The following is an 18,002-nucleotide window of genomic DNA, read 5'->3' on the forward strand; positions in this document are numbered from 1 at the left end:
AGTGACGAAGGAACGAAGATGAAGCCAAGATCCTCCAATGCAAAATCGACTGCCGAGCTGGTGATCAAGGATATCCGCCGCAAGACCCGCCGACACTTTTCGGTCGAGGACAAAATCCGCATCGTGCTCGATGGCCTGCGCGGCGATGACTCCATTGCCGAGCTATGTCGCCGCGAAGAGATTGCGCAGAGCCTGTATTAAACCTAGTCCAAGGGGTTCATGGAGGCTAGCAAGCGCAGGCTCGCTGGCGATACGGCACGTACCGCGACCACAGAAGAGGTGAAGGATCTGCGCCGTGAGGCCCGCGATCTGAAGGAGTGCGTGGCCGATCTCACTTTGGAGAGCCGGCTGCTCAAAAAAAGCATCATCGCGGATGGGGACGACGACGCATGAGGTATCCCGCATCAGAGAAGCTGGAGATCATCAGGATCGTGGAGCAGTCGCATCTCCCGGCCAAACGCACGCTGGACCAGCTTAGCGTGGCACGGCGGACCTTCTACCGCTGGTAGAATCGCTTCCTCGAAGGCGGGCCGGAGGCGCTGGCAGACAGGCCATCCACGCCAAGCCGGGTGTGGAACCGTATTGTGCCCGAGCTGCAGGACCAGATCGTCGAGATGGTGCTCGAGCAGACCGAGCTGTCACCGCGTGAGTTGGCCGTCCGCTTCACCGACGAGAAGCGTTACTTCGTGTCCGAAGCTACGGTTTACCGGCTCTTGAAGGCCCATGACCTGATCAGCAGCCCGGCCTACACGGTTATCAAAGCGGCAGAGGCGTTCCATACAAGGACCACACGTCCAAATGAGATGTGGCAGACCGATTTTACCTACTTCAAGATCATCGGTTGGGGTTGGGTCTACCTATCCACCGTGCTCGACGATTACTCGCGCTACATCATTGCCTGGAAGCTCTGCACCACTATGTGTGCCGAGGATGTGACTGACACGCTCGACATGGCGCTGGTCGCTTCAGGCTGCGATCATGCCAATGTGCTACACAGGCCGCGCCTGCTCAGCGACAATGGCCCGAGCTACATCGCCGGAGAACTGGCGGAATACATCGAGGCGAACCAGATGAGCCATGTGCGCGGCGCACCACCGGTAACAGCGTGGGCTGTAGACTGGAGTTCGTTCGACCTGAGGCCGGTCGGATTACGACTTCTTACCAGTCGTCGAAACTTTGAATTTTGCTCAGATTGGAAACCTCATTCAAGTGCGTTTCCAAGTGATGGCGTTCCTCATCCCAAACCGCAAACAGATATTCTGCGCCAGGATTCTCAATGTTGTTTAATTCGAAATCGTACACATCGAGAAACAATTGCTCGTAGTACTTAGAGAGACGATTCTCCATGCTGGTGAATGTCACGTATAGCTGGGCATTCTTCGACCATTTTTTTCTGACGTGGCTATCAACGCGAAGCTCAGCAAACCCTTTCCCGACATACACGCATAACATCGTGTAATTGCCATGGTCGTCGCAGGCGTCATAGTCTACCCACAGGTGATAGAGGCCTGTCTGACCACGGAGGAATTTAAGATAGAGCTTGTACGTTATGTTCCCAATACGGAGTTCGTCGTCGACCGGCAGTTCCGCACAAAATGCGCTCTCGTTCACCAACTCATGGGCAGAAATTGGCTGGCTTAGTTCTAAGAGCGCTATTTGATCGAACGCATCGTACTCTTGATTTTGACACGGGAAATCTTGTTCGATGCACTTTGTCATGATCGGCTCGACCTACTCAATATTGTATGTTCCTTAATAGGCGCCGGTGGCTTCCGAAAGCAGCTCGGTTCTTGCAGCGACGAGCGCTCCCAATACTCGAGGGTATCGGGCCGACTGCTTCGATCCGGCGACCGCGCAAAGGATGCCTTTGACTGCCCCTGTCGATGGCACGTCCGCCTCCAACCAGTCAGCTCCAGACCAATAAGCGGTCACTTCAGGCGGTCCGAAATCCAGGCTTCGACTTCTCTTTCCGACCATGCCACGGAATAGCCTCCGAGCTGTACGGGTTTGGGAAACTTGCCCTCGCTCATCCAACGGTAGATCGTCGAACGGCCAAGCCCGACGCGGTGCTGCACTTCGGGCAAGCGAATAAGCCGCGTCACCCGGCGAGACTCCGTCGCTCCTTTGTCGATCTCTTCACCCACGATGGCCTCTTTCGGCACCGGCGAAGACATCGCCAAGCAGCGCGTCCTTACGTTCGAGCTCATCGATGTGATCGGAAAGCAGGCGGGCGACACGGTGTGCCGTGCCCTTGGCCCAACGCGGCTTCACCTCATGAACCTGGTTGCCTAGGACTCGTTCGAGCGCTGAAGGCAGTTCGCCAGAAAAGTCCTCGAAGAACTGCGCGAGGTCCGATTGCAGCCAGGCAATCGCGTGATCGCCGCTGCTGACGAGGAACAGCAGCAGGTGGGCATGAGGAGCGACGCCGCACGCGGCGAGAACGCGCAAGGCTTCGCCGAGGCTAGCCGAGCGTTCACCGGCAAGGACGCGGCGCAGGGCATCCTTATGGATCTGCGCGTCGCGCGCGATGTCGCAGCGTGCACGGCCGCTGGCTTCGACGGCTGCCAAAAGCAGCCGGGCAAGGTCGGCGCGAACCTGTTGTTCGGCAAAGAGCGCCATGTTGGTCATCGACGAATCCTTATCTCTGGAGGTGATCGAACCACCGGCTAACCGCGAAGGAAGCCTGTAGGAAAACGAAAAGAACAATTAGAGAACATAGAGGAACCACCGAATCGGCTTCCTTCGTTGATTCGCGCGAATTCCGGTCGTGTTCGCGCATATGGCGGCACGCTCCTCGCCAAACTCGGCACAGTTGGCGCTGATCCGCGATCAACCTGCGCGAATCCCAGCCTGCGCACCTCCAGATGTCGCTTTTTGCTTGGGCAGCAGCCCCAAAATCCAGTTCCCGATTTCCTACAGCCCGGCTCCGGGGAGAGGAAAGAACATACAGCGAACGCATCGTTGGCTGATGTTCAATCCCTCGGAGTTTCCATCCATGACCACCAAGACTGCCCTTCCGGCTCTGCAGCGCACGCCCAACCGTGCACGGGGCCGCGACTACATTCTTCCTGCCTGCGTGGCGCTGGCCTGCGCCGGTGCCGCCTTCGCCGGTGCCGACACCACCTTCGATCCCGCGCTCACCAAGTTCACCGACTTCCTCGAAGGCTCGGGCGGCAAGATCATCACCGTACTCAGCCTCGCGGGCGGTCTGATCGGTCTCGCCTCCGGGCGCTTCTCACTCGGCCAGGTCGCGGTGCCGGTCGGCGTCGGGATCGGTGTCGGTACCGGCGTTCCGATCGTCACCTCGGTCGTGACCGCGGTCATCTGATCAGCGGATCCAGTCACGACAGGAGGGCGGCATCATGGCTGACAGGTACCTCGTTCCACGGCGGCTCGACGACCCGGAGCTCATCGGCTTCTGGACCATCGACGAGTTTGCAGGGATTCTCATTCCCTTCGCCTGGGGCATTCTCTCGCAGCATATCTTCATCGGTATCGGCCTGGCCGCCGGGGCCTGGCTTGCCTTGCGGAAGGCAAAGGCACGCGGCGCCGGTTCGGCACTGGTGCATGCTGCGTACTGGTACCTTCCCGGGAGCTTTCTCGGTCTAAAAGCCACGCCGCCCTCCCACTGCCGCCTGTTGGCGGGCTGAGGGAGGCGACCCATGCGAGCAGAATTCGCGCACGAACAGGCGCAGACCTACCTGCGGCAACGCAACCGCTTTGCCGTGCTGGCAGGTGTCCTGGGCCTGACCACGCTGGTCAGCCTCGGCGCCGCGGTCACCCGCGACGAGCAGGTTGTGTTGGTGCCGATCACCTCAGAGCGGATCACCGTCTCGAGCGGCGGGATCGACGCGCCCTATCTCGAACTTGTCACCCGCGACACGGCACTGATGCTCCTCAACCGGGCGCCCGAAAGCCTCGATTACTGGATGACGAACATCCTGAAGCTCGCCGATCCCGCCGCGCACGGCCGCCTCAAGGCCGAGCTCGTCCAAATCGTCGAGGAACAGCGCGGCTCGGACATCAGCCAGGCCTTCGTGATCGCGGAAATGCACGTCGACCCCAAGGCCCTGACCTCGACCGTCACCGGCACGCTCAAGACCTTTGTCGGCGCGCAGGTGATCGCGAGCCAGCGCCGCTCCTTCCGTTTCCGCTGGTCGAAGCGTGGTCTCAGCCTCGCGCTCGCCGGCTTCGAACAACTTCCCACCGACAAGGAGGAACCCGGCCAATGAGCCTTCTCCCATCCCCCCTCGCTGCTGCGCTTGCCGGAACCGGCCTTGCCTGTTTCGCAATCGGCGCAACAAGGCGCCCCGATCACGGACTCAAGCTGACCGGCCTCGCCGTGCTTGCCTTCGCGCTCGCACCGGTCCCGGCGCATGCCGACCAGTTCGTCGAAGCGGCCGACAACGCGACCATCGATTGCGAACTCGCCCGCGGCGAACTCACCCGGATCGCGCTCATCGATGACGGTTTTGCCAATGTCTCGAAGATCGCGAGCGGCTTTCCCTACAACGACTTCCAGGTGACGCATGAGCCGGTGCGCGGAGACATCTATATCTCCGTACCCCCGCAATTTGCCGCTGCCCGGGTCAGCTTCTTTGCGACCAGCAAGGCAGGCTACGTCTACAAGTTCGCCTGCCGCCTCGGCGGCGAGGAAGCGACCCAGCTCTTCATCACCAATCCCGCGCTCGCGAAAAACGAGGCTGCCGAATGGGAAACCGAGACCGGGCCCGAGGACGCCGCGATCCGCCTGATCGAGGCGATGGCGAGCGATGCCGTCCTGCCCGGGTTCACTGCCCGCGCCGAACTTTCGGCTCCGCGCCGTACCGGCGGGATCGAGGTCCAGCTGGTCGCCGAATACCAGGGCGATGAACTTACCGGACAGCGCTTCCTCGTGCGCAACCTCGGCCAGGAGAGCCTTGCGCTTGGCTCCGAGCGCGAAGGTCCCGCAGGCACGCTCGCCTTCGCCTATGGCCGCGATGCACTCGCTCCCGGTGAAGCGACCAGTGCCTTCCTTGTCTTTGCCAAGGGAGGGCTCGACTGATGGCCGAGGCAACACAGAAGGAGGCTGAAAAGAAGCCTCTGCCGGGCTCGCCGGAAGCGCGTGAAAGCGGACGGCGCAACCTCAATACGCAGATCGCGCAGCGCCAGAAGATGCTGCTCGCCGGGATCGGGGCCATCGCGCTCATCGGCGGCGGGATGTTCATCTTCGGCGGCGATGGCGACGAGGGCGGCAGTGATGCCAATGGTGCGGCGACAATCGACACCGGCGGCCTCGTCAATCGCAACCTCTCGCAGCGCGAGTTCGTCGCGAGCTACGGCAACCGGCTCGACGCGCAGGGCCGCGCGATCAAGGATCTGCAGCAAGCGCAGTTACCACGCCCCGAGATCGAACAGGAGCTCGAAGCCCTGCGCAGCGAGAACGCGCAGATGCGCTCCGACGGTCAGGCAGCGATCGACGCCATTTCGGCCGAGAATGCCAATCTGCGCTCACAGCTCAGCGACGCTGCAAAGGCGCCGGCGTCCGCTCCGCCGCTGCCGCCGCCACCTGCCTATGGTCCCGGCGTCGGCACCGGCGTAGCTGTCCAGCCACCGCAAGGAGCGCCGGAAACGCAGGGCGGACAGCTCAGCCTGATGAGTTTCAACGCGGATACAGGCAAGGACGGCAAGCCGCGTGCGGCCGAGACTGCGCCCGCCTTGCTGCTCGAAGCGAGCCGCGATTACCTGCCGCCCAACAGCTACGCACCGGCAACGGTCATCGTGGGTGTCGATGCCTCGACCGGCGTTGCCAGCCAGAGCGATCCGCTTCCCGTGGTGCTCCGGATCACCGGACCGGCCCGCTCGGTGATGCGCGGCAACAAGCTGCTCACCACCGACATCACCGGCTGCCTCGTCAATGGCGCTGCGCGCGGCGATCTCTCGGCCGAGAAGGTCTACGTCAAGCTGGTGCGCATGACCTGCGCGCAACCCGGCGGCCGCTTCGCTGTCAGCGAGGTCAAGGGGTTCATCTCCTTTGCCGGAAAGTCGGGCGTGCGTGGTCGCGTAGTCAGCCGCGAGGGCAGCTTGGTCAGCCAGGCGCTGCTGGCTGGGATCGTCGGCGGCTTCGGTCGCGGATTTTCCGCCAACGCCAACGGCATCTTCACGCAGCCTGTCGGCGCCAACGGTCAGCGCGAGGCGCTGTCGCCGACCGACATCCTTGCCGGTGGCTTTGGCCAGGGTGCCGGCGAAGCCGCCGACACCGTCAGCCGATACCTCATCGAACGCGCCGAACAATACCAACCCGTCGTCGAAATGCCGACCGGCATAGAGGTCGAGATCGTCTTTCTCGACGGCGTCCACGTCAGGAGCCCCTCCAAATGAACTACAATGACCACCGGCCGGGCCTGAAGGCCCGCGCCGCCCACCTTGCCCTTGCCCTCTCGAGCGCCGCCGCCGTGCTGACGCTCGGCGTCTCTGCCGTCACCGCTATGCCTGCGAGCGCTGCCGGTATGGCGAGCGAGGTCGCGCAGGCACTGAAACTGCGGCTGCCCAAGACTCCGGTTGACGCGATCAGCTGCGACACGCTTGGCCCCTGGTGCGAAGTCGTCTCGGGCGACACGCTGTTCTACATCGACGAAACCGCCCGCTACCTGTTCGTGGGCCGTCTCTACGACATGGAAGAGCGACGTGACGTCACCGCTGCCCGCCTGCTCGAACTCAATCCCGACCTGCTCGCGGCCGGTGCGGCGCGCGTAGCCAGCGATGCGCCGGCGGGGCGCGACGAAGCGCCTGTCCAGGCGGCCGCCAGCCACGTCGACCTCTCGTCGCTTCCGGCTGCGGGCGCGATCCACTGGGGCAACACCAAGGGCGAACGCCTGGTTGTCTTCTCGGATTTCCAGTGCGGGTATTGCCAGCGCCTGGCCGCCGAACTCGCCAAGGCCAAGGTCCATGTCGAAGAGCGACCGATCTCGATCTTCGGCGCGGCAAGCCGCAAGATTTCCGAGGCGGTGCTGTGCGCTAAGGATCCGGCAAAGGCACTCCATGCGGCCTATTCCGGCCAGGCTCTGGCGACTGATAAGACTTGCAAGGAGGCCAAGGCACTCGATGCCAACGAAGCCTTCGCGAAGGCCAACGGATTTGCTGGAACGCCGGTCATCGTGCGCGTTCGCGATGGGGCGGTGCTTCATGGCTACCGCGATGCCGCGGCGATCCGCAGCTTCGTCGCCGAAGGCAAGGGAGTGGCGCAATGAGCCGGCTTCCAATCCTTCGCGCCATGGTGCTCGCTGCGCCGCTCCTTTTGGCCAGTGGCTGCGCCAGCCTTGGCGGCAACGTCAAAGGCAGCTTTGCCTGCCGCGCTCCCGAAGGGACCTGCGCGCCGACTTCCGCGATCGATGCCGGGGCGACCGGCATTGAAAAGGCTGACACGGTTGACGCGCATCGGACGGTGACCCCGACCGGCGAAGCGGTTCGTCGCCTGCAGGTCGTGCTGACAGGCTACCGTGACGCGGCGGGCCGCGACCATGAGGCGCGCGTCGTTCAACTGACGCTGCCCGAACAGGCAGGGACAGGCTGGCGCACGCCGCAGGGCCGCCGCGAAGTCCTGCGCTCGCTGGCATCGACTATTGCCGCGACGCGCGAGAGCAACCCCGCACCCGATTTCCAACCGCCAAAAATCCAAGAGGCAGACACATTGCCGGAACAGCTGTTCATCCCCTCGCAGCCCGTTCCGGCGATGCCCGGCGCTGACGCGCCGGAACCCGGGGGACCTGGCTCGTTTTCCCCTCCCCGCGAGCCGGTCCCCCACCCTGAAACACCTGAAGGAGAGAGCCGGTGACGCTATCCCTTGCTGCCGCGCGCGACGCACTCTCACGGGGCCTGTTTGCCGACACGGCACGCCCCGAGAAGCCACAGGCCCATTTCGGGCTCGACATGCTTTCGGACTGGCTACCCTACCGGGTCTATGACGAGGGGGAGAAGCTCTACCGCAACGCCCGCTCGAAGGGCTTCGTGCTCGAAGTCACCCCGCTGATCGGGGCCGACGAACGGACCGGCGAGATCCTCGGCCAGTTCTTCTCCGAAGGCCTGCCGCAGGGCGCCTGCCTCCAGGTTCTGAACTTTGCATCGCCTCGGATCGGCAGCGTGGTCGGCCCCTGGTTCGCTCCGCGCTATGAGCAGGGCGGCATTTACGAGGCCATTGCCAGGGCGCGCACCAGGCGCCTTTACGATCTCGTCTGGAATTCGGGCTCGGCGCATGCGCCCTTCCATGCCCGCAACGTCCGACTGTTTGTCTCGCTCGGTGTGCCGGTGCCCGGCAGCGTAACCGACGCAGAACTCTCCGAATGCCGCGAAGGGCTGATGGGCATGCTCCATTCGCTCGGCCTCCACGCGCAGGAGCTGCGTCCGGGCGGATTGTTGGCGCTGATCGACGAGCTAACCTCGCCGACCACCGCGCACGAGACCGACATCCATGCGTGGAACCCCCACGACACGCTCGATGTCCAGGCCATCCGCCGCGACATCGAGCTCGAGGTCAGCGACGATCGTCTGATCCTCAGGACCGAGCGCTTTCGCGAGACCGGCCGAGACGAAGAGGGCAATCCCGAAGTCGGCGAATGCTATCCCGACCATTTCGATGTGCGGCACTATGCCGTGCGCTCTACCCCTGAGCGCTGGGCGCCTTGGGAATGCGCGCGGCTCATCGGCGACATGTTCACCGACAAGCTGCGCTTCCCCTGTCCGACGGCCACCATGCTCTGCCTCGTCTACCCCGACCAGGAAGCCGCCTCGGCGCGCGCGGGCTTCAAGTTCATGCGCACGACCAGCCTCAGCCAGACCAAGAGCGCGCGTTTCTTGCCCAAGCTCGCCGAGCAGTCGGCCGAATGGCGCCATGTTCAGGCCGAGCTCCAGGCCGGCAAGAAGCTCGTGAAGCTGTTCTACGGGCTCACCAGCATCTCGCCGCTCGGCCAGGGCGACGCGCACGAACGCATCATCAAGGCGATCTACAAGGCAGCGGGCTGGGACCTAGCCGACGAGCGCTTCCTCCAGCTGCAGGGCCTCGTCGCTGCCTTTCCCATGAGCCTCGCCGATGGCCTCGCCGACGACATGGCGCGGTTGAAGCGCCTCAAGACCATGCTCACGACGACGGCGGCGCATATCGCGCCGATGCAGGGGGAATATCTTGGCGGCGTGATTCCGCACCTCCTGCTCATTGGCCGCCGCGGCCAGCCCTTCTGGTGGTCGCCATTCGAAAACACTGCCGGCAACCACAATATCGCGATCTGCGGTAAGTCGGGCTCGGGCAAGTCGGTGCTGCTGCAGGAGCTCTGCGCCGCCCTGCGCGGCGCGGGCGCCAAGGTCGTTGTGATCGACGACGGGCGCAGCTTCGAGCATTCGGTCAAACTGCAGGGCGGACGCTTCGTCGAGTTCACGCTCGCCTCGGGCTTCTCGCTCAACCCCTTCTCGATGGTCGACGATGCCCGTGCGCACGAAGACGAGGATTACCGCCTCGACTGCTTCGCCATGATCAAGGCGATCGTCGGCCAGATGGCGCGTCCGGGCACCGCGCCGAGCGACACCGAGCGCGGGCTGATCGACCGGGCCGTAACTGCGACCTGGGAGGCACTCGGAAGCGGTGCATCGGTCGACGATGTCGCGCATGCGCTCCATGGCTCGGAAAGCGAGGCGGGCCGCGATCTCGCCACCGCGATCGCGCCCTTCTGCCGCGGCGGCAGCTACGGCGGGTTCTTTGCAGGCAAGGCGAGCTTCGCGCTCGACGATGATTTTACCGTCTTCGAGATGAGCGATCTCGCGTCCCGCGAGGAACTGCGGAGCGTCGTCCTCTCGGCGATCATGTTCATGACCAGCCAGGCGATGACGCGCTCATCGCGAGCAACCAAGAAGCTGCTGCTGATCGACGAGGCCTGGGCCATGCTCAAGGGTGGGTCGATGGGCGAGTTCGTCGAGACCTATGCCCGCACCGCGCGCAAATATGGCGGCGCGCTCGCGACCGCCACCCAGTCGCTCAATGACTATTACAAGTCCGATGGCGCGCGCGCCGCGCTCGAGAACAGCGACTGGATGCTGGTGCTCCAGCAGAAGGCCGAGACGATCGCCGATTTCAGGGCGAACGCGCGGCTCGACATGGACGACCGGACCGAGACGCTGATCCGCAGCCTCAAGCGTTCGGGGACCGAGTACAGCGAGGTCTTCATCAAGGGTCCCGAGACCGAGGCGGTCGGCCGGCTCGTGCTCGATCCCTTCTCGGCGACGATTTACTCCTCCGATCCCGACACCTATGCGGCGATCCAGGACTGCGAGCGGCGCGGGCACAGCCTCGCCGATGCCATCCGCATCGTAGCGGGAGGCGGACAATGATGGTCTCGCACCTCGTCGACCGGACCCCTCCGGCCAACCTCCGCAGCCTGCTGCCGTTCCTGCAAGGGAGCTGCCTCGTCCTCATCGAGACCGCACGCTTTGCCGCGACTTCGCTGCTGATCGTGCTGGGATTGCCACTCGCGCTGTTCCTGTTCGTTGCAGGCTGGGACCTCGGCGGCCTCTTCACCCAGCTCGCCAATCTGTCGGACCGCTACCTCGAAGCCGACAGCCTGCGCCGCAGCCTGTTCAGCCAGGACCTCAAGGGCTGCTTCCTCGTCCTCGCTGGCGCTGTGACGCTGTTTCGCATGCCTCGCTTCCTGAAGCGGCTCGCGGCCGATCTCGACAACCATCCGGCCCGGGAGGCAAACCGTGACTGACACGCGCAGATTACCGTCCTTCAATCGCCCGCTCTTGCTGAGAACTCTCGGCGTGCTCGCGCTCGTGATCGCATTACTCTGGGCAGCCTGGGTCAGCCGCGAACTGTCCGAGCCGCGCCAGCAGATCGTCACCGTCCGGCTTGCCGAGACCATCGCGGCTTTCGTCGATGCCGAAGCGCGTGGGGCACAGGATCCCGAATCCAGCCAGGCGCGCGTGCTCGCCTTCCTCCAGGCGTCCGAACGCGCTGTTGCGGAAATGGGGACCAATGGCCGCGTGGTGCTGGTCGGCGAGGCAGTGCTCGCAGGCGATGCCCCCGATGCCACTGACGAACTGCGCATGCGGATCGCCCGCCAGCTTGGGCAGGGAGACGGCCAGTGACGCACTTTGCCTCTCGCCTTGTCCGCACGATCAAGCGACCACTTGTCCTGACCGGTCTGGTGCTGCTGCCGCTCGCATGGGGCGCGGTCGACGCCTTCGCGAAAGACCATGCCTTCCTCATCAACGCGAGCCCGAGCCTGCCCAACTGGGCTTTCTGGCTCGACAAGCACGCGCGGATCGAGCGCGGCAGCCTTATCTTCTTCGAGCCGCCGGCAAGCAGACTCGTTGAAGTGCATTTCGGAAAAGGCGCGCAGCTCTTCGGCAAGCGGGTGCTGGGCGTGCCGGGCGATGTCGTGAACCATCGCGGTCACGAGGTCTTCATCAACGGTCGCAAGATCGCCGCGCGGCTCGATGAGACCCGCCTCGGCATTGCGCTTCACAAAGGCCCCGAAGGACCGATCCCCGACGGCTGCTTCTACACCGGGACCAGCCATCCCCGCGGCCTCGACAGCCGCTACGCCGAGATCGGCTTCGTCTGCCGCGGCCAGATCCTCGGCAGCGGGAGGGCGATCCTGTGAGCAAGCTCATCCTCCCTGCGGCCCTGCTTGCAGTCCTGCTCTGCCCTGCCGAGGTGCTGGCGCGCGACTATGGCCAGCGCGGCACGGTGTTTCCCGTGATCGAGCGCGACCTCCTCGAGCAGATTCATTCGCGGCTGACGCAGATGGAAAGTTCGGGCGAGACCGCGCGGCTCAATGAAGACCTGAAGCGCCGCACGATCGCGCGGGTGAACCGGCCCGACCCCGTCGCCGGAATAGTCCGGGCCAGCGAGGCGCGGCGCTGGCACTTCGATCCAACGATCACGCTCGCTGCCGACATCCGCGGGGCAAAAGGCGAGCTGATCCATGCCGCTGGCACGAGGGTCAATCCGCTCGACAGCGTCGGGCTTCGCGCTGATCTCCTGTTCCTCGACGGCGACGATCCCGATCAACTCACCTGGGCGCTCAAGCAGGCCGCCAATGCCAAGCTGATCCTGGTCAAAGGTGCGCCGCTCGAGCTGATGAAGGCCGGCCAGCGCCGCTTCTATTTCGACCAGGGCGGCAAGCTCACGGCAAGGTTCGGGATCAGGTCGGTGCCTGCACGCGTGCGCCAGCAGGGCCGCCTGCTCGAGGTCAGCGAAATCGCGCTGCCACCGAAAAGGAGGACAGCCCAATGACGCATTTAAGAAAGCTGGCGCTCGTGCTGGCCGCCATTCTGGGTTTCGCCACCGCAACGCCGGCCATGGCCGATGCCGGTCCCGGTCGCTGCACCGGCAGCTTCGTCAACCCGATCACCGACATCTGCTGGTCGTGCCTGTTCCCGATCTCTATCGGCGGGCTGGACATCTGGCCGTCGAGCCGGCCCGATCCCGATAACCCCGATCTGCCGGTATGCCTGTGCGGTCTGAGGCCAGGGATCGCGATGGGCTTCTGGGAACCGGTGCGGCTTGCCGATGTCAGCATGAAGCCGTGGTGCTTCGTGAACCTCGGCGGCATGAAACTCGATCCCGGCTTCGATATCGGCTTTCGCTCGATCTCGGGGCCTTCGGCGGTGGGCGGTGCGAGCCAGTATTATTCGAGCTGGCACGTCCACTGGTATGCCTATCCGCTGATCTACTGGATGGAGATCGTCGCCGATTTCCTGTGCCTGGAATCGGGCTCGATCGACATTCTCTACATCTCCGAGATCGATCCGCTGTGGCAGGATTCCGAGCTCACGGCGATCATCAACCCTGAAGCCGTGCTCTTCGCCAACCCGCTGGCGCTCGCTGCCTGTGCGGCCGACTGCGTCGCCTCGACCGCAAAGCTGCCGATTGACGAGATGTTCTGGTGCGCGGGGTGCCAGGGGTCGATGTACCCGATGAACGGCAATGTCTCGGCCAGCATAGGCCACGTCCAGGCCTCGCGGCTCGTGCTCTCGCGATTTGCCTACAAGCTCCACCGCGAACTCGTCTCGTGGGGAACGATGGGGTCCAAGGGCCTGTGCGGCAAATACCTGATGCCGGTGATGCGTAAGCAGCAATACCGCTTCCAGGCCACCAACCCCAACCCGGCGACCTCGGGTGGTTACGCCTGCCCGCCCATCGGTGCCTCCACCACCTTTCAATCGGCCGGACAGGTCATCCCCGCCATCGGCGAAGACATGGGATACCTCGTCTGGCGCAAGCGGAACTGCTGCGCGCTATGAACAAGCACCTCCTCCTTTTGCCCGTCGGCCTTGCCGTCACTCTCGGCGGCCTCGCTCTTGCCCAGAGTGCGCCCGAAGGCATCGACCTCGAAGCGATCCGCGAGCGTGCGGCCGAACACGCCGACGATGCGCAGGCGCTCAGCACCAATGTCCGCCAACGCGCCGAGGCGCTGACCGAAGATGCACAGGCTATCCAGGCACAAGCGCAGGCCAATCGCGCGGCCTATGCGGACAGCATCGAGGCAATCGAGACCGACGCCGTCCTCGACCTTGACGCCATGATCGCAGGGCAAGCCGCCGCAGAGAAGGCATCGCTCGGAGGAGCCCCGCGCTTCATTGCCTTTGCCAGCCTGTCGATGCCGCCCGAGACGCTGAAGGCACTGGTCCACGACATGACTAAGGCCGGCGGCGTCACCGTGCTGCGCGGTTTCCCGCAAGGAAACAGCGAGGCGTTCAAGAAACGCCTGGCCGCCATCTGGAGCAGCCGCGACGCGGCCGGTTCGCTCGGCATCGATCCGCGGCTGTTCCGCGCGTTCAACATCGAGGCCGCGCCGAGTTTCGTCATGCTGAGCACCGAGTTCAGCCCATGCGACGGGTTTGATTGCACCAGCGAGGTGCCGCCGCACGACCGCATCGCCGGCAACATCAGCGTGGGCGAAGTCCTCGAGACCTTTGCGTCGGGCAAGGGTCCGGGCGCCGAGCTTGCCCGCCTCCATCTGCGCCAGCTTTCCAGGGAGGAACGGCCATGACCGGCAGAACCCTCGCCAATCTCCTTGCGGTATTCGTCGCGCTCACAAGCGCAGCTTCCATACACGCTCAGACCCGCGATGAAGCTCGGGCCGACGGCAAGGACTTTGCCACCGAGTTGCGGGGCGAAGCGCGCGATGCCGCAACGACCAATCCTGACGCGGCGCGCGTTCCCAACTTCGATCCGCAAGCGACGCGCGACCTGCAGGATCTTGCGCGCGATCCCGACCAGATCGAGGCCCGCGCCCGCAGCGTGGCAACGACCAGCACGCCGATGCGGACGATCCGCGACAGTATGGCCAATCGCGCACGGTTCGAACCGAACGAGATCGAGGACGTGATTGCGCGCAGCCGCGCCATCAACGAGACGCCGCTCGACTACACCAGCGGCATGGCGATTTCGGGCAGCCAGGGATCCTGCGTTCCGCTGCCGCCTGGATCGGGCACGGCGGGCACATATACCGCGACCTGCAATACGGGCACGCGGATCGATCAGTCGCTGGGCCAGTGCACAGTGCCGCTTGTCGCCACGGTCAACCAGCAACCGCAGTATCATTACCTCTGCAACCGGTTCGGCGACTTCAATGGCTCGGGCGAACCCGAGTGCGCCGGCTTTGACGGCTACTCCTGCCGCGTGACGGGACGGCGCGATACCTGCCTGCAATGGAGTTCCTCGGGCGGACGTCCGTGGTGTTCCGAACCGGGCGACCCCATCACCGAACTGACCTGTGACGATCAGGTGCCGGGGCAAACACCCTACATGGTCACCGCCGCGACCACCGTCACGACGATTCCGGACGAAAGCCAGTGCACAGGTCTCGCGGACAATAGCGATTGCACGCTGGACGCCGACATCTGCACCGATGCCGATCCGCAGACCCGCGTGATCGACGGCGTCTCTGTCACGCGGCCCTGCTGGGAATGGCAACGCAGCTACACCTGCATCGAGCGCGAAGCGGCAACCGACTGCTCCGACATCGAAAGCCAGGGCACCTGCCGCTTTGTTCGCGAAGAATGCCTGACTGACGAAGCTCCCTGCGAGACCTGGGAGCGCATCTACGAGTGCCCGCTTCCAGGGACCGACAATTCCACCCAGTATGTCTGCGACGGCGATGTCTATTGCATCGACGGCAGCTGCGAGACGATCGAGCGCGCTGCGAACGACGAGTTCAAGGATGCCGTCACCGCGCTCCATGCGATGGACGAGGCCCGCGGCCAGTTCGATCCCGAAACGCTGACACTGTTCCGCGGCACGCGCAACACCTGCTCGTCCAAGGTCTTCGGCGTGCTCAACTGCTGCAAGGGCAAGGGCTTCCCGCTCATCCCCGGCATCAGCCTCTTGGTCGCGCTCGGCTGCAGCCGCGAGGAAGTGCTGCTCCATGAACGCGATGCACAGGGCTTGTGCGCCTATGTCGGGACCTATTGTTCGGACAAGTTCCTCGGCGTCTGCCTGACCAAGAAGAAGGTTTACTGCTGCTTCGAGAGCAAGCTCTCGCGGATCCTGCAGGAGCAGGGCCGTCGCCAGCTGCCCAAGTCGTGGGACAAGCCCAAGGAAGAACAGTGCGAGGGGTTCACTCTCGACGAGTTCGCCCGGCTCGACCTCAGCCAGATGGATTTCAGCGAAGTCTATGCCGAGTTCACCGAGGCTGCACGGCTCCCCGACGAGCTCGAGACCAGCATCCTCATCCAGCAGAAAATCGAAGACTATTACGCAAGGAGTGGCCAATGAAGCGCCGCCAAACAGTGCTGATGCTGGCCCTTTTGGCCATGTGTCTCGCCGCACTGCTTCCCGTTCCGACAATTGCACAGGAAGCGCGCCAGGCAGAGCCAACTGCCTCGGCAGACAGCCTCTACTGCGAGCAGCGCAGGCTCGGCTACTGGTTCTATTGCGTAAAGCCGGTGCCGGCAGACGAGCCGCAGATACCGCAGCCACCGGCCCAGGTGACCGCCACGCAGGAACTCGACGCGGTCACGGGGGAACTGCGCGAACTCAAGGCGCGCGCGATCCTCTATCCGACGCCGGAAAACGTCACAGCCTATATCCGCTTCCAGCGCGCCCAGCTCGACCGGGCCTCGCTGTTCTCCGATGTCTGGCAGCGCGCGATCTGGCAGGATCCCGAGCTCGACTACACACTCGAGAGACCGGTCGGCGCGCTCGCCAAGAAGCAATGGCAGGACGCGCGCGCTGCCGACCGCGATGCGGTGATGGCCAGGCTCTCCGAGCGCTATGGACTGTTCTACTTCTTCGCCCAGACCTGCGGCGCGTGCGAAGTGATGAGCCCGATTGTGCGCTCGGTGGCGGACCGCTGGCATATCACTGTCCGGGCGATCTCGACCGATGGCGGTCCGTCCCGGCACTTCCCCGACTACAAGGTCGAAAGCGGCCAGCGGCCGCGCATGGGGCTCGAGCCCGGCATCACCCCGGCGCTCGTGCTGTGGGACAGCGTGGCCAGGCGCCCGATCCCGATCGGATACGGCGTGCTCTCGGCCGACGAGCTGCAGGACCGCATCTACCTCCTCACCTCGAAGGAAGCCGGACATGATTACTAGCATCCGCAATGCGGCGCTCACAATTGCCGCCGCCAGCATGGTCGCGTCCCCCGTCGGCGCAAACGTCGGCGACAGCATGGACCGCTTCATGGACGACATGGGCGCAGCGGCCAATGTCACCGGGCCGAGCGCGTTCGAAGGCCAGTCGGCGGGCTATTACAGTCTCGGTAATGTCTGGACGCGCTTCCCGCAGAAAACGACCAACATCGCCAATCTCCAGCTGCCGCGTGCCCGCGCTGGTTGCGGCGGTATCGATATCTTCGCCGGGTCCTTCTCCTTCATCAACGCGAGCGAGATGGTCGCGCTCTTGAAGGCCGTTGCGAACAATGCGGTGGGGTTCGCCTTCAGCCTCGCGATCGACACCGTCTGCCCCGAATGCTCGAAGATCATGCAGGAGTTCAGCCAGAAGGCGCAGCTCATGAACAATCTCTCGATCAACTCCTGCGAGATGGCGCAGGGGCTGGTCGGCGGCGTCTGGCCCAAGGGCGATCTCGCCGACAAGGCGATCTGCGAAGCTATCGGCAACTCCGAAGGTATCTTCACCGACTATGCTGCTGCCAAGCACGGCTGCGGCACGCGCGGCCAGCGCGCCTCGACCAACGAGGGCGCCGGCGCCGACTATGCCGACGTCAATCCCGGTGTGCCGCGCAATTACACCTGGCATGTCCTCAAGCAGAGCGCCTTCTTCAACCCCGGGGGCACCTTCGACCGCGATCTGGCCGAGTATGCGATGACGCTCATCGGCACGGTGATCTACGTCCCGCCCCGCGACGACGAGCCGGGCAAGTTCGTGCCTTTCGCCGGTGACGCCTCTTCGACACTCGTAACCGCGCTGCTCGACGGGACGCAGGGCCAGCCGGTGCGGATGTTCCAGTGCGACGAGCCCGACCAGTGCCTCAACCCCACTTTCCAGCAGATGAGCCTCACGAGCGCAAAGGCCATCCGGCCCCGCGTTGCCCGGCTCATCGGCACCATGGTTGAGGCCATCCGCAGCGACACCGCGATCGGCGACGAGGAGAAGGAATTGCTCCAGGTGGCATCGGTGCCGCTCTACAAGATCCTCACCGTGCAGGCGGCCTATGGTCGCGGGATGGCCACCGACGACCGCGACACGCTGGCCGAGATTGCCAGCATCGATCTCCTATATGCCATTCTCGAACGCATCACCGCAGAGGCCGGACGCTCGATGGCGAGCTTCATCGCGGCCGACGAAGCCAAGCTCGCAATCTGGCGCGCGCAGGTCGCCGAGGTCCGGTCAAGCCTCGCCCAGCGGCAAGCTACCGGGCAAGCGCGGGTCTCGGCGATCATGCAGATCATCGAGAAGACGGCGATGATCGAGAATATGCTCGCGGCCTCGATGTCACCTTCGATGGCTGCCGCGCTCGACTGGTCGCGCGGGATGCAGTCCCGCTCCATCGTTCCATAAGGGTCAG

19 protein-coding genes and 1 pseudogene are annotated in these 18,002 nt (G+C 64.2%); 18 read left to right on the top strand and 2 right to left on the bottom strand.

What is annotated here, in order from left to right:
• Window positions 1–18: 18 nt before the first annotated feature.
• Window positions 19–1,094: pseudogene (locus tag CHB69_RS17305) on the top strand (IS3 family transposase); the annotation flags it as partial.
• Window positions 1,095–1,928: 834 nt separating this feature from the next.
• On the opposite strand, the gene CHB69_RS17315 reads toward CHB69_RS17305, so the two are convergent.
• Together CHB69_RS17315 and CHB69_RS17320 are read right to left on the bottom strand one after the other, a co-directional pair.
• Complete coding sequence (locus CHB69_RS17315) at window positions 1,929–2,144, bottom strand: helix-turn-helix transcriptional regulator (protein WP_063511184.1); 216 nt, start codon at window positions 2,142–2,144, stop codon at window positions 1,929–1,931.
• Window positions 2,137–2,628, bottom strand: a complete 492-nt coding sequence (locus CHB69_RS17320) for a hypothetical protein (protein ID WP_063511185.1) — start codon at window positions 2,626–2,628, stop codon at window positions 2,137–2,139. The genes CHB69_RS17315 and CHB69_RS17320 overlap by 8 nt, the downstream gene beginning before the upstream one ends.
• 367 nt (window positions 2,629–2,995) lie before the next feature.
• Between CHB69_RS17320 and CHB69_RS17325 the strand changes: the two genes are divergently transcribed.
• Genes CHB69_RS17325 through CHB69_RS17405 form a run of 17 tightly spaced genes read left to right on the top strand, consistent with a single transcriptional unit; the run spans window position 2,996 to window position 17,995 of the window.
• The gene (locus CHB69_RS17325; protein WP_089217185.1) at window positions 2,996–3,328 is read left to right on the top strand and encodes a hypothetical protein; all 333 of its coding nucleotides are present in this window, start codon (window positions 2,996–2,998) and stop codon (window positions 3,326–3,328) included.
• A 34-nt stretch (window positions 3,329–3,362) separates the two neighbouring features.
• Window positions 3,363–3,650 carry a type IV conjugative transfer system protein TraL gene (gene traL, locus CHB69_RS17330; protein ID WP_006834208.1) on the top strand — a complete coding sequence of 96 codons (288 nt, stop codon included), beginning with the start codon at window positions 3,363–3,365 and terminating at the stop codon, window positions 3,648–3,650.
• A gap of 12 nt (window positions 3,651–3,662) precedes the next feature.
• The gene (locus CHB69_RS17335) at window positions 3,663–4,232 is read left to right on the top strand and encodes a type IV conjugative transfer system protein TraE (RefSeq protein WP_067695812.1); all 570 of its coding nucleotides are present in this window, start codon (window positions 3,663–3,665) and stop codon (window positions 4,230–4,232) included.
• Complete coding sequence (locus CHB69_RS17340) at window positions 4,229–5,044, top strand: type-F conjugative transfer system secretin TraK (RefSeq protein ID WP_089217186.1); 816 nt, start codon at window positions 4,229–4,231, stop codon at window positions 5,042–5,044. Before CHB69_RS17335 ends, CHB69_RS17340 begins: the two co-directional genes overlap by 4 nt.
• On the top strand, window positions 5,044–6,360 hold the full coding sequence (locus CHB69_RS17345; RefSeq protein WP_089217187.1) for a TraB/VirB10 family protein: 1,317 nt from the start codon (window positions 5,044–5,046) through the stop codon (window positions 6,358–6,360). The genes CHB69_RS17340 and CHB69_RS17345 overlap by 1 nt, the downstream gene beginning before the upstream one ends.
• Complete coding sequence (locus CHB69_RS17350) at window positions 6,357–7,229, top strand: DsbC family protein (protein ID WP_089217188.1); 873 nt, start codon at window positions 6,357–6,359, stop codon at window positions 7,227–7,229. The genes CHB69_RS17345 and CHB69_RS17350 overlap by 4 nt, the downstream gene beginning before the upstream one ends.
• On the top strand, window positions 7,226–7,813 hold the full coding sequence (locus tag CHB69_RS17355) for a hypothetical protein (protein ID WP_089217189.1): 588 nt from the start codon (window positions 7,226–7,228) through the stop codon (window positions 7,811–7,813). Before CHB69_RS17350 ends, CHB69_RS17355 begins: the two co-directional genes overlap by 4 nt.
• Window positions 7,810–10,353, top strand: a complete 2,544-nt coding sequence (traC, locus tag CHB69_RS17360) for a type IV secretion system protein TraC (RefSeq protein WP_089217190.1) — start codon at window positions 7,810–7,812, stop codon at window positions 10,351–10,353. Before CHB69_RS17355 ends, traC begins: the two co-directional genes overlap by 4 nt.
• Entirely contained in the window at window positions 10,350–10,730 is a 381-nt protein-coding gene (locus tag CHB69_RS17365; protein ID WP_089217191.1) for a hypothetical protein, read from the top strand. The genes traC and CHB69_RS17365 overlap by 4 nt, the downstream gene beginning before the upstream one ends.
• Window positions 10,723–11,109, top strand: coding sequence for a type-F conjugative transfer system protein TrbI (locus CHB69_RS17370; RefSeq protein WP_245836923.1), 387 nt, complete (start codon window positions 10,723–10,725; stop codon window positions 11,107–11,109). Before CHB69_RS17365 ends, CHB69_RS17370 begins: the two co-directional genes overlap by 8 nt.
• A complete protein-coding gene (locus CHB69_RS17375; protein ID WP_089217193.1) occupies window positions 11,106–11,627 on the top strand; it encodes a S26 family signal peptidase in 522 nt (173 codons plus the stop codon). Before CHB69_RS17370 ends, CHB69_RS17375 begins: the two co-directional genes overlap by 4 nt.
• A complete protein-coding gene (gene traW / locus CHB69_RS17380) occupies window positions 11,624–12,262 on the top strand; it encodes a type-F conjugative transfer system protein TraW (protein ID WP_170935627.1) in 639 nt (212 codons plus the stop codon). Before CHB69_RS17375 ends, traW begins: the two co-directional genes overlap by 4 nt.
• A complete protein-coding gene (gene traU, locus CHB69_RS17385) occupies window positions 12,259–13,272 on the top strand; it encodes a conjugal transfer pilus assembly protein TraU (protein ID WP_089217194.1) in 1,014 nt (337 codons plus the stop codon). Before traW ends, traU begins: the two co-directional genes overlap by 4 nt.
• Complete coding sequence (gene trbC / locus CHB69_RS17390; protein ID WP_089217195.1) at window positions 13,269–14,021, top strand: type-F conjugative transfer system pilin assembly protein TrbC; 753 nt, start codon at window positions 13,269–13,271, stop codon at window positions 14,019–14,021. The genes traU and trbC overlap by 4 nt, the downstream gene beginning before the upstream one ends.
• Window positions 14,018–15,748: a conjugal transfer protein TraN gene (locus tag CHB69_RS17395; RefSeq protein WP_089217196.1), complete on the top strand. Its 1,731-nt coding sequence runs from the start codon at window positions 14,018–14,020 to the stop codon at window positions 15,746–15,748. The genes trbC and CHB69_RS17395 overlap by 4 nt, the downstream gene beginning before the upstream one ends.
• Window positions 15,745–16,569 carry a conjugal transfer protein TraF gene (locus CHB69_RS17400; protein WP_170935628.1) on the top strand — a complete coding sequence of 275 codons (825 nt, stop codon included), beginning with the start codon at window positions 15,745–15,747 and terminating at the stop codon, window positions 16,567–16,569. Before CHB69_RS17395 ends, CHB69_RS17400 begins: the two co-directional genes overlap by 4 nt.
• Complete coding sequence (locus tag CHB69_RS17405; RefSeq protein WP_089217197.1) at window positions 16,559–17,995, top strand: conjugal transfer protein TraH; 1,437 nt, start codon at window positions 16,559–16,561, stop codon at window positions 17,993–17,995. Before CHB69_RS17400 ends, CHB69_RS17405 begins: the two co-directional genes overlap by 11 nt.
• The last annotated feature ends 7 nt before the right edge of the window (window positions 17,996–18,002 follow it).

Origin of the sequence: Sphingopyxis indica, assembly GCF_900188185.1 — a bacterium.
GTDB classification, from domain to species: Bacteria; Pseudomonadota; Alphaproteobacteria; order Sphingomonadales; family Sphingomonadaceae; genus Sphingopyxis; species Sphingopyxis indica.

What these genes read in the sequence shown, in the direction of transcription:
- CHB69_RS17320 (WP_063511185.1), bottom strand. Translation starts at nt 2,628, where the DNA reads ATGACCAACATGGCGCTCTTTGCCGAACAACAGGTTCGCGCCGACCTT.
- CHB69_RS17325 (WP_089217185.1), top strand. Translation starts at nt 2,996, where the DNA reads ATGACCACCAAGACTGCCCTTCCGGCTCTGCAGCGCACGCCCAACCGT.
- traL (WP_006834208.1), top strand. Translation starts at nt 3,363, where the DNA reads ATGGCTGACAGGTACCTCGTTCCACGGCGGCTCGACGACCCGGAGCTC.
- CHB69_RS17335 (WP_067695812.1), top strand. Translation starts at nt 3,663, where the DNA reads ATGCGAGCAGAATTCGCGCACGAACAGGCGCAGACCTACCTGCGGCAA.
- CHB69_RS17340 (WP_089217186.1), top strand. Translation starts at nt 4,229, where the DNA reads ATGAGCCTTCTCCCATCCCCCCTCGCTGCTGCGCTTGCCGGAACCGGC.
- CHB69_RS17345 (WP_089217187.1), top strand. Translation starts at nt 5,044, where the DNA reads ATGGCCGAGGCAACACAGAAGGAGGCTGAAAAGAAGCCTCTGCCGGGC.
- CHB69_RS17350 (WP_089217188.1), top strand. Translation starts at nt 6,357, where the DNA reads ATGAACTACAATGACCACCGGCCGGGCCTGAAGGCCCGCGCCGCCCAC.
- CHB69_RS17355 (WP_089217189.1), top strand. Translation starts at nt 7,226, where the DNA reads ATGAGCCGGCTTCCAATCCTTCGCGCCATGGTGCTCGCTGCGCCGCTC.
- CHB69_RS17365 (WP_089217191.1), top strand. Translation starts at nt 10,350, where the DNA reads ATGATGGTCTCGCACCTCGTCGACCGGACCCCTCCGGCCAACCTCCGC.
- traU (WP_089217194.1), top strand. Translation starts at nt 12,259, where the DNA reads ATGACGCATTTAAGAAAGCTGGCGCTCGTGCTGGCCGCCATTCTGGGT.
- trbC (WP_089217195.1), top strand. Translation starts at nt 13,269, where the DNA reads ATGAACAAGCACCTCCTCCTTTTGCCCGTCGGCCTTGCCGTCACTCTC.
- CHB69_RS17395 (WP_089217196.1), top strand. Translation starts at nt 14,018, where the DNA reads ATGACCGGCAGAACCCTCGCCAATCTCCTTGCGGTATTCGTCGCGCTC.
- CHB69_RS17400 (WP_170935628.1), top strand. Translation starts at nt 15,745, where the DNA reads ATGAAGCGCCGCCAAACAGTGCTGATGCTGGCCCTTTTGGCCATGTGT.
- CHB69_RS17405 (WP_089217197.1), top strand. Translation starts at nt 16,559, where the DNA reads ATGATTACTAGCATCCGCAATGCGGCGCTCACAATTGCCGCCGCCAGC.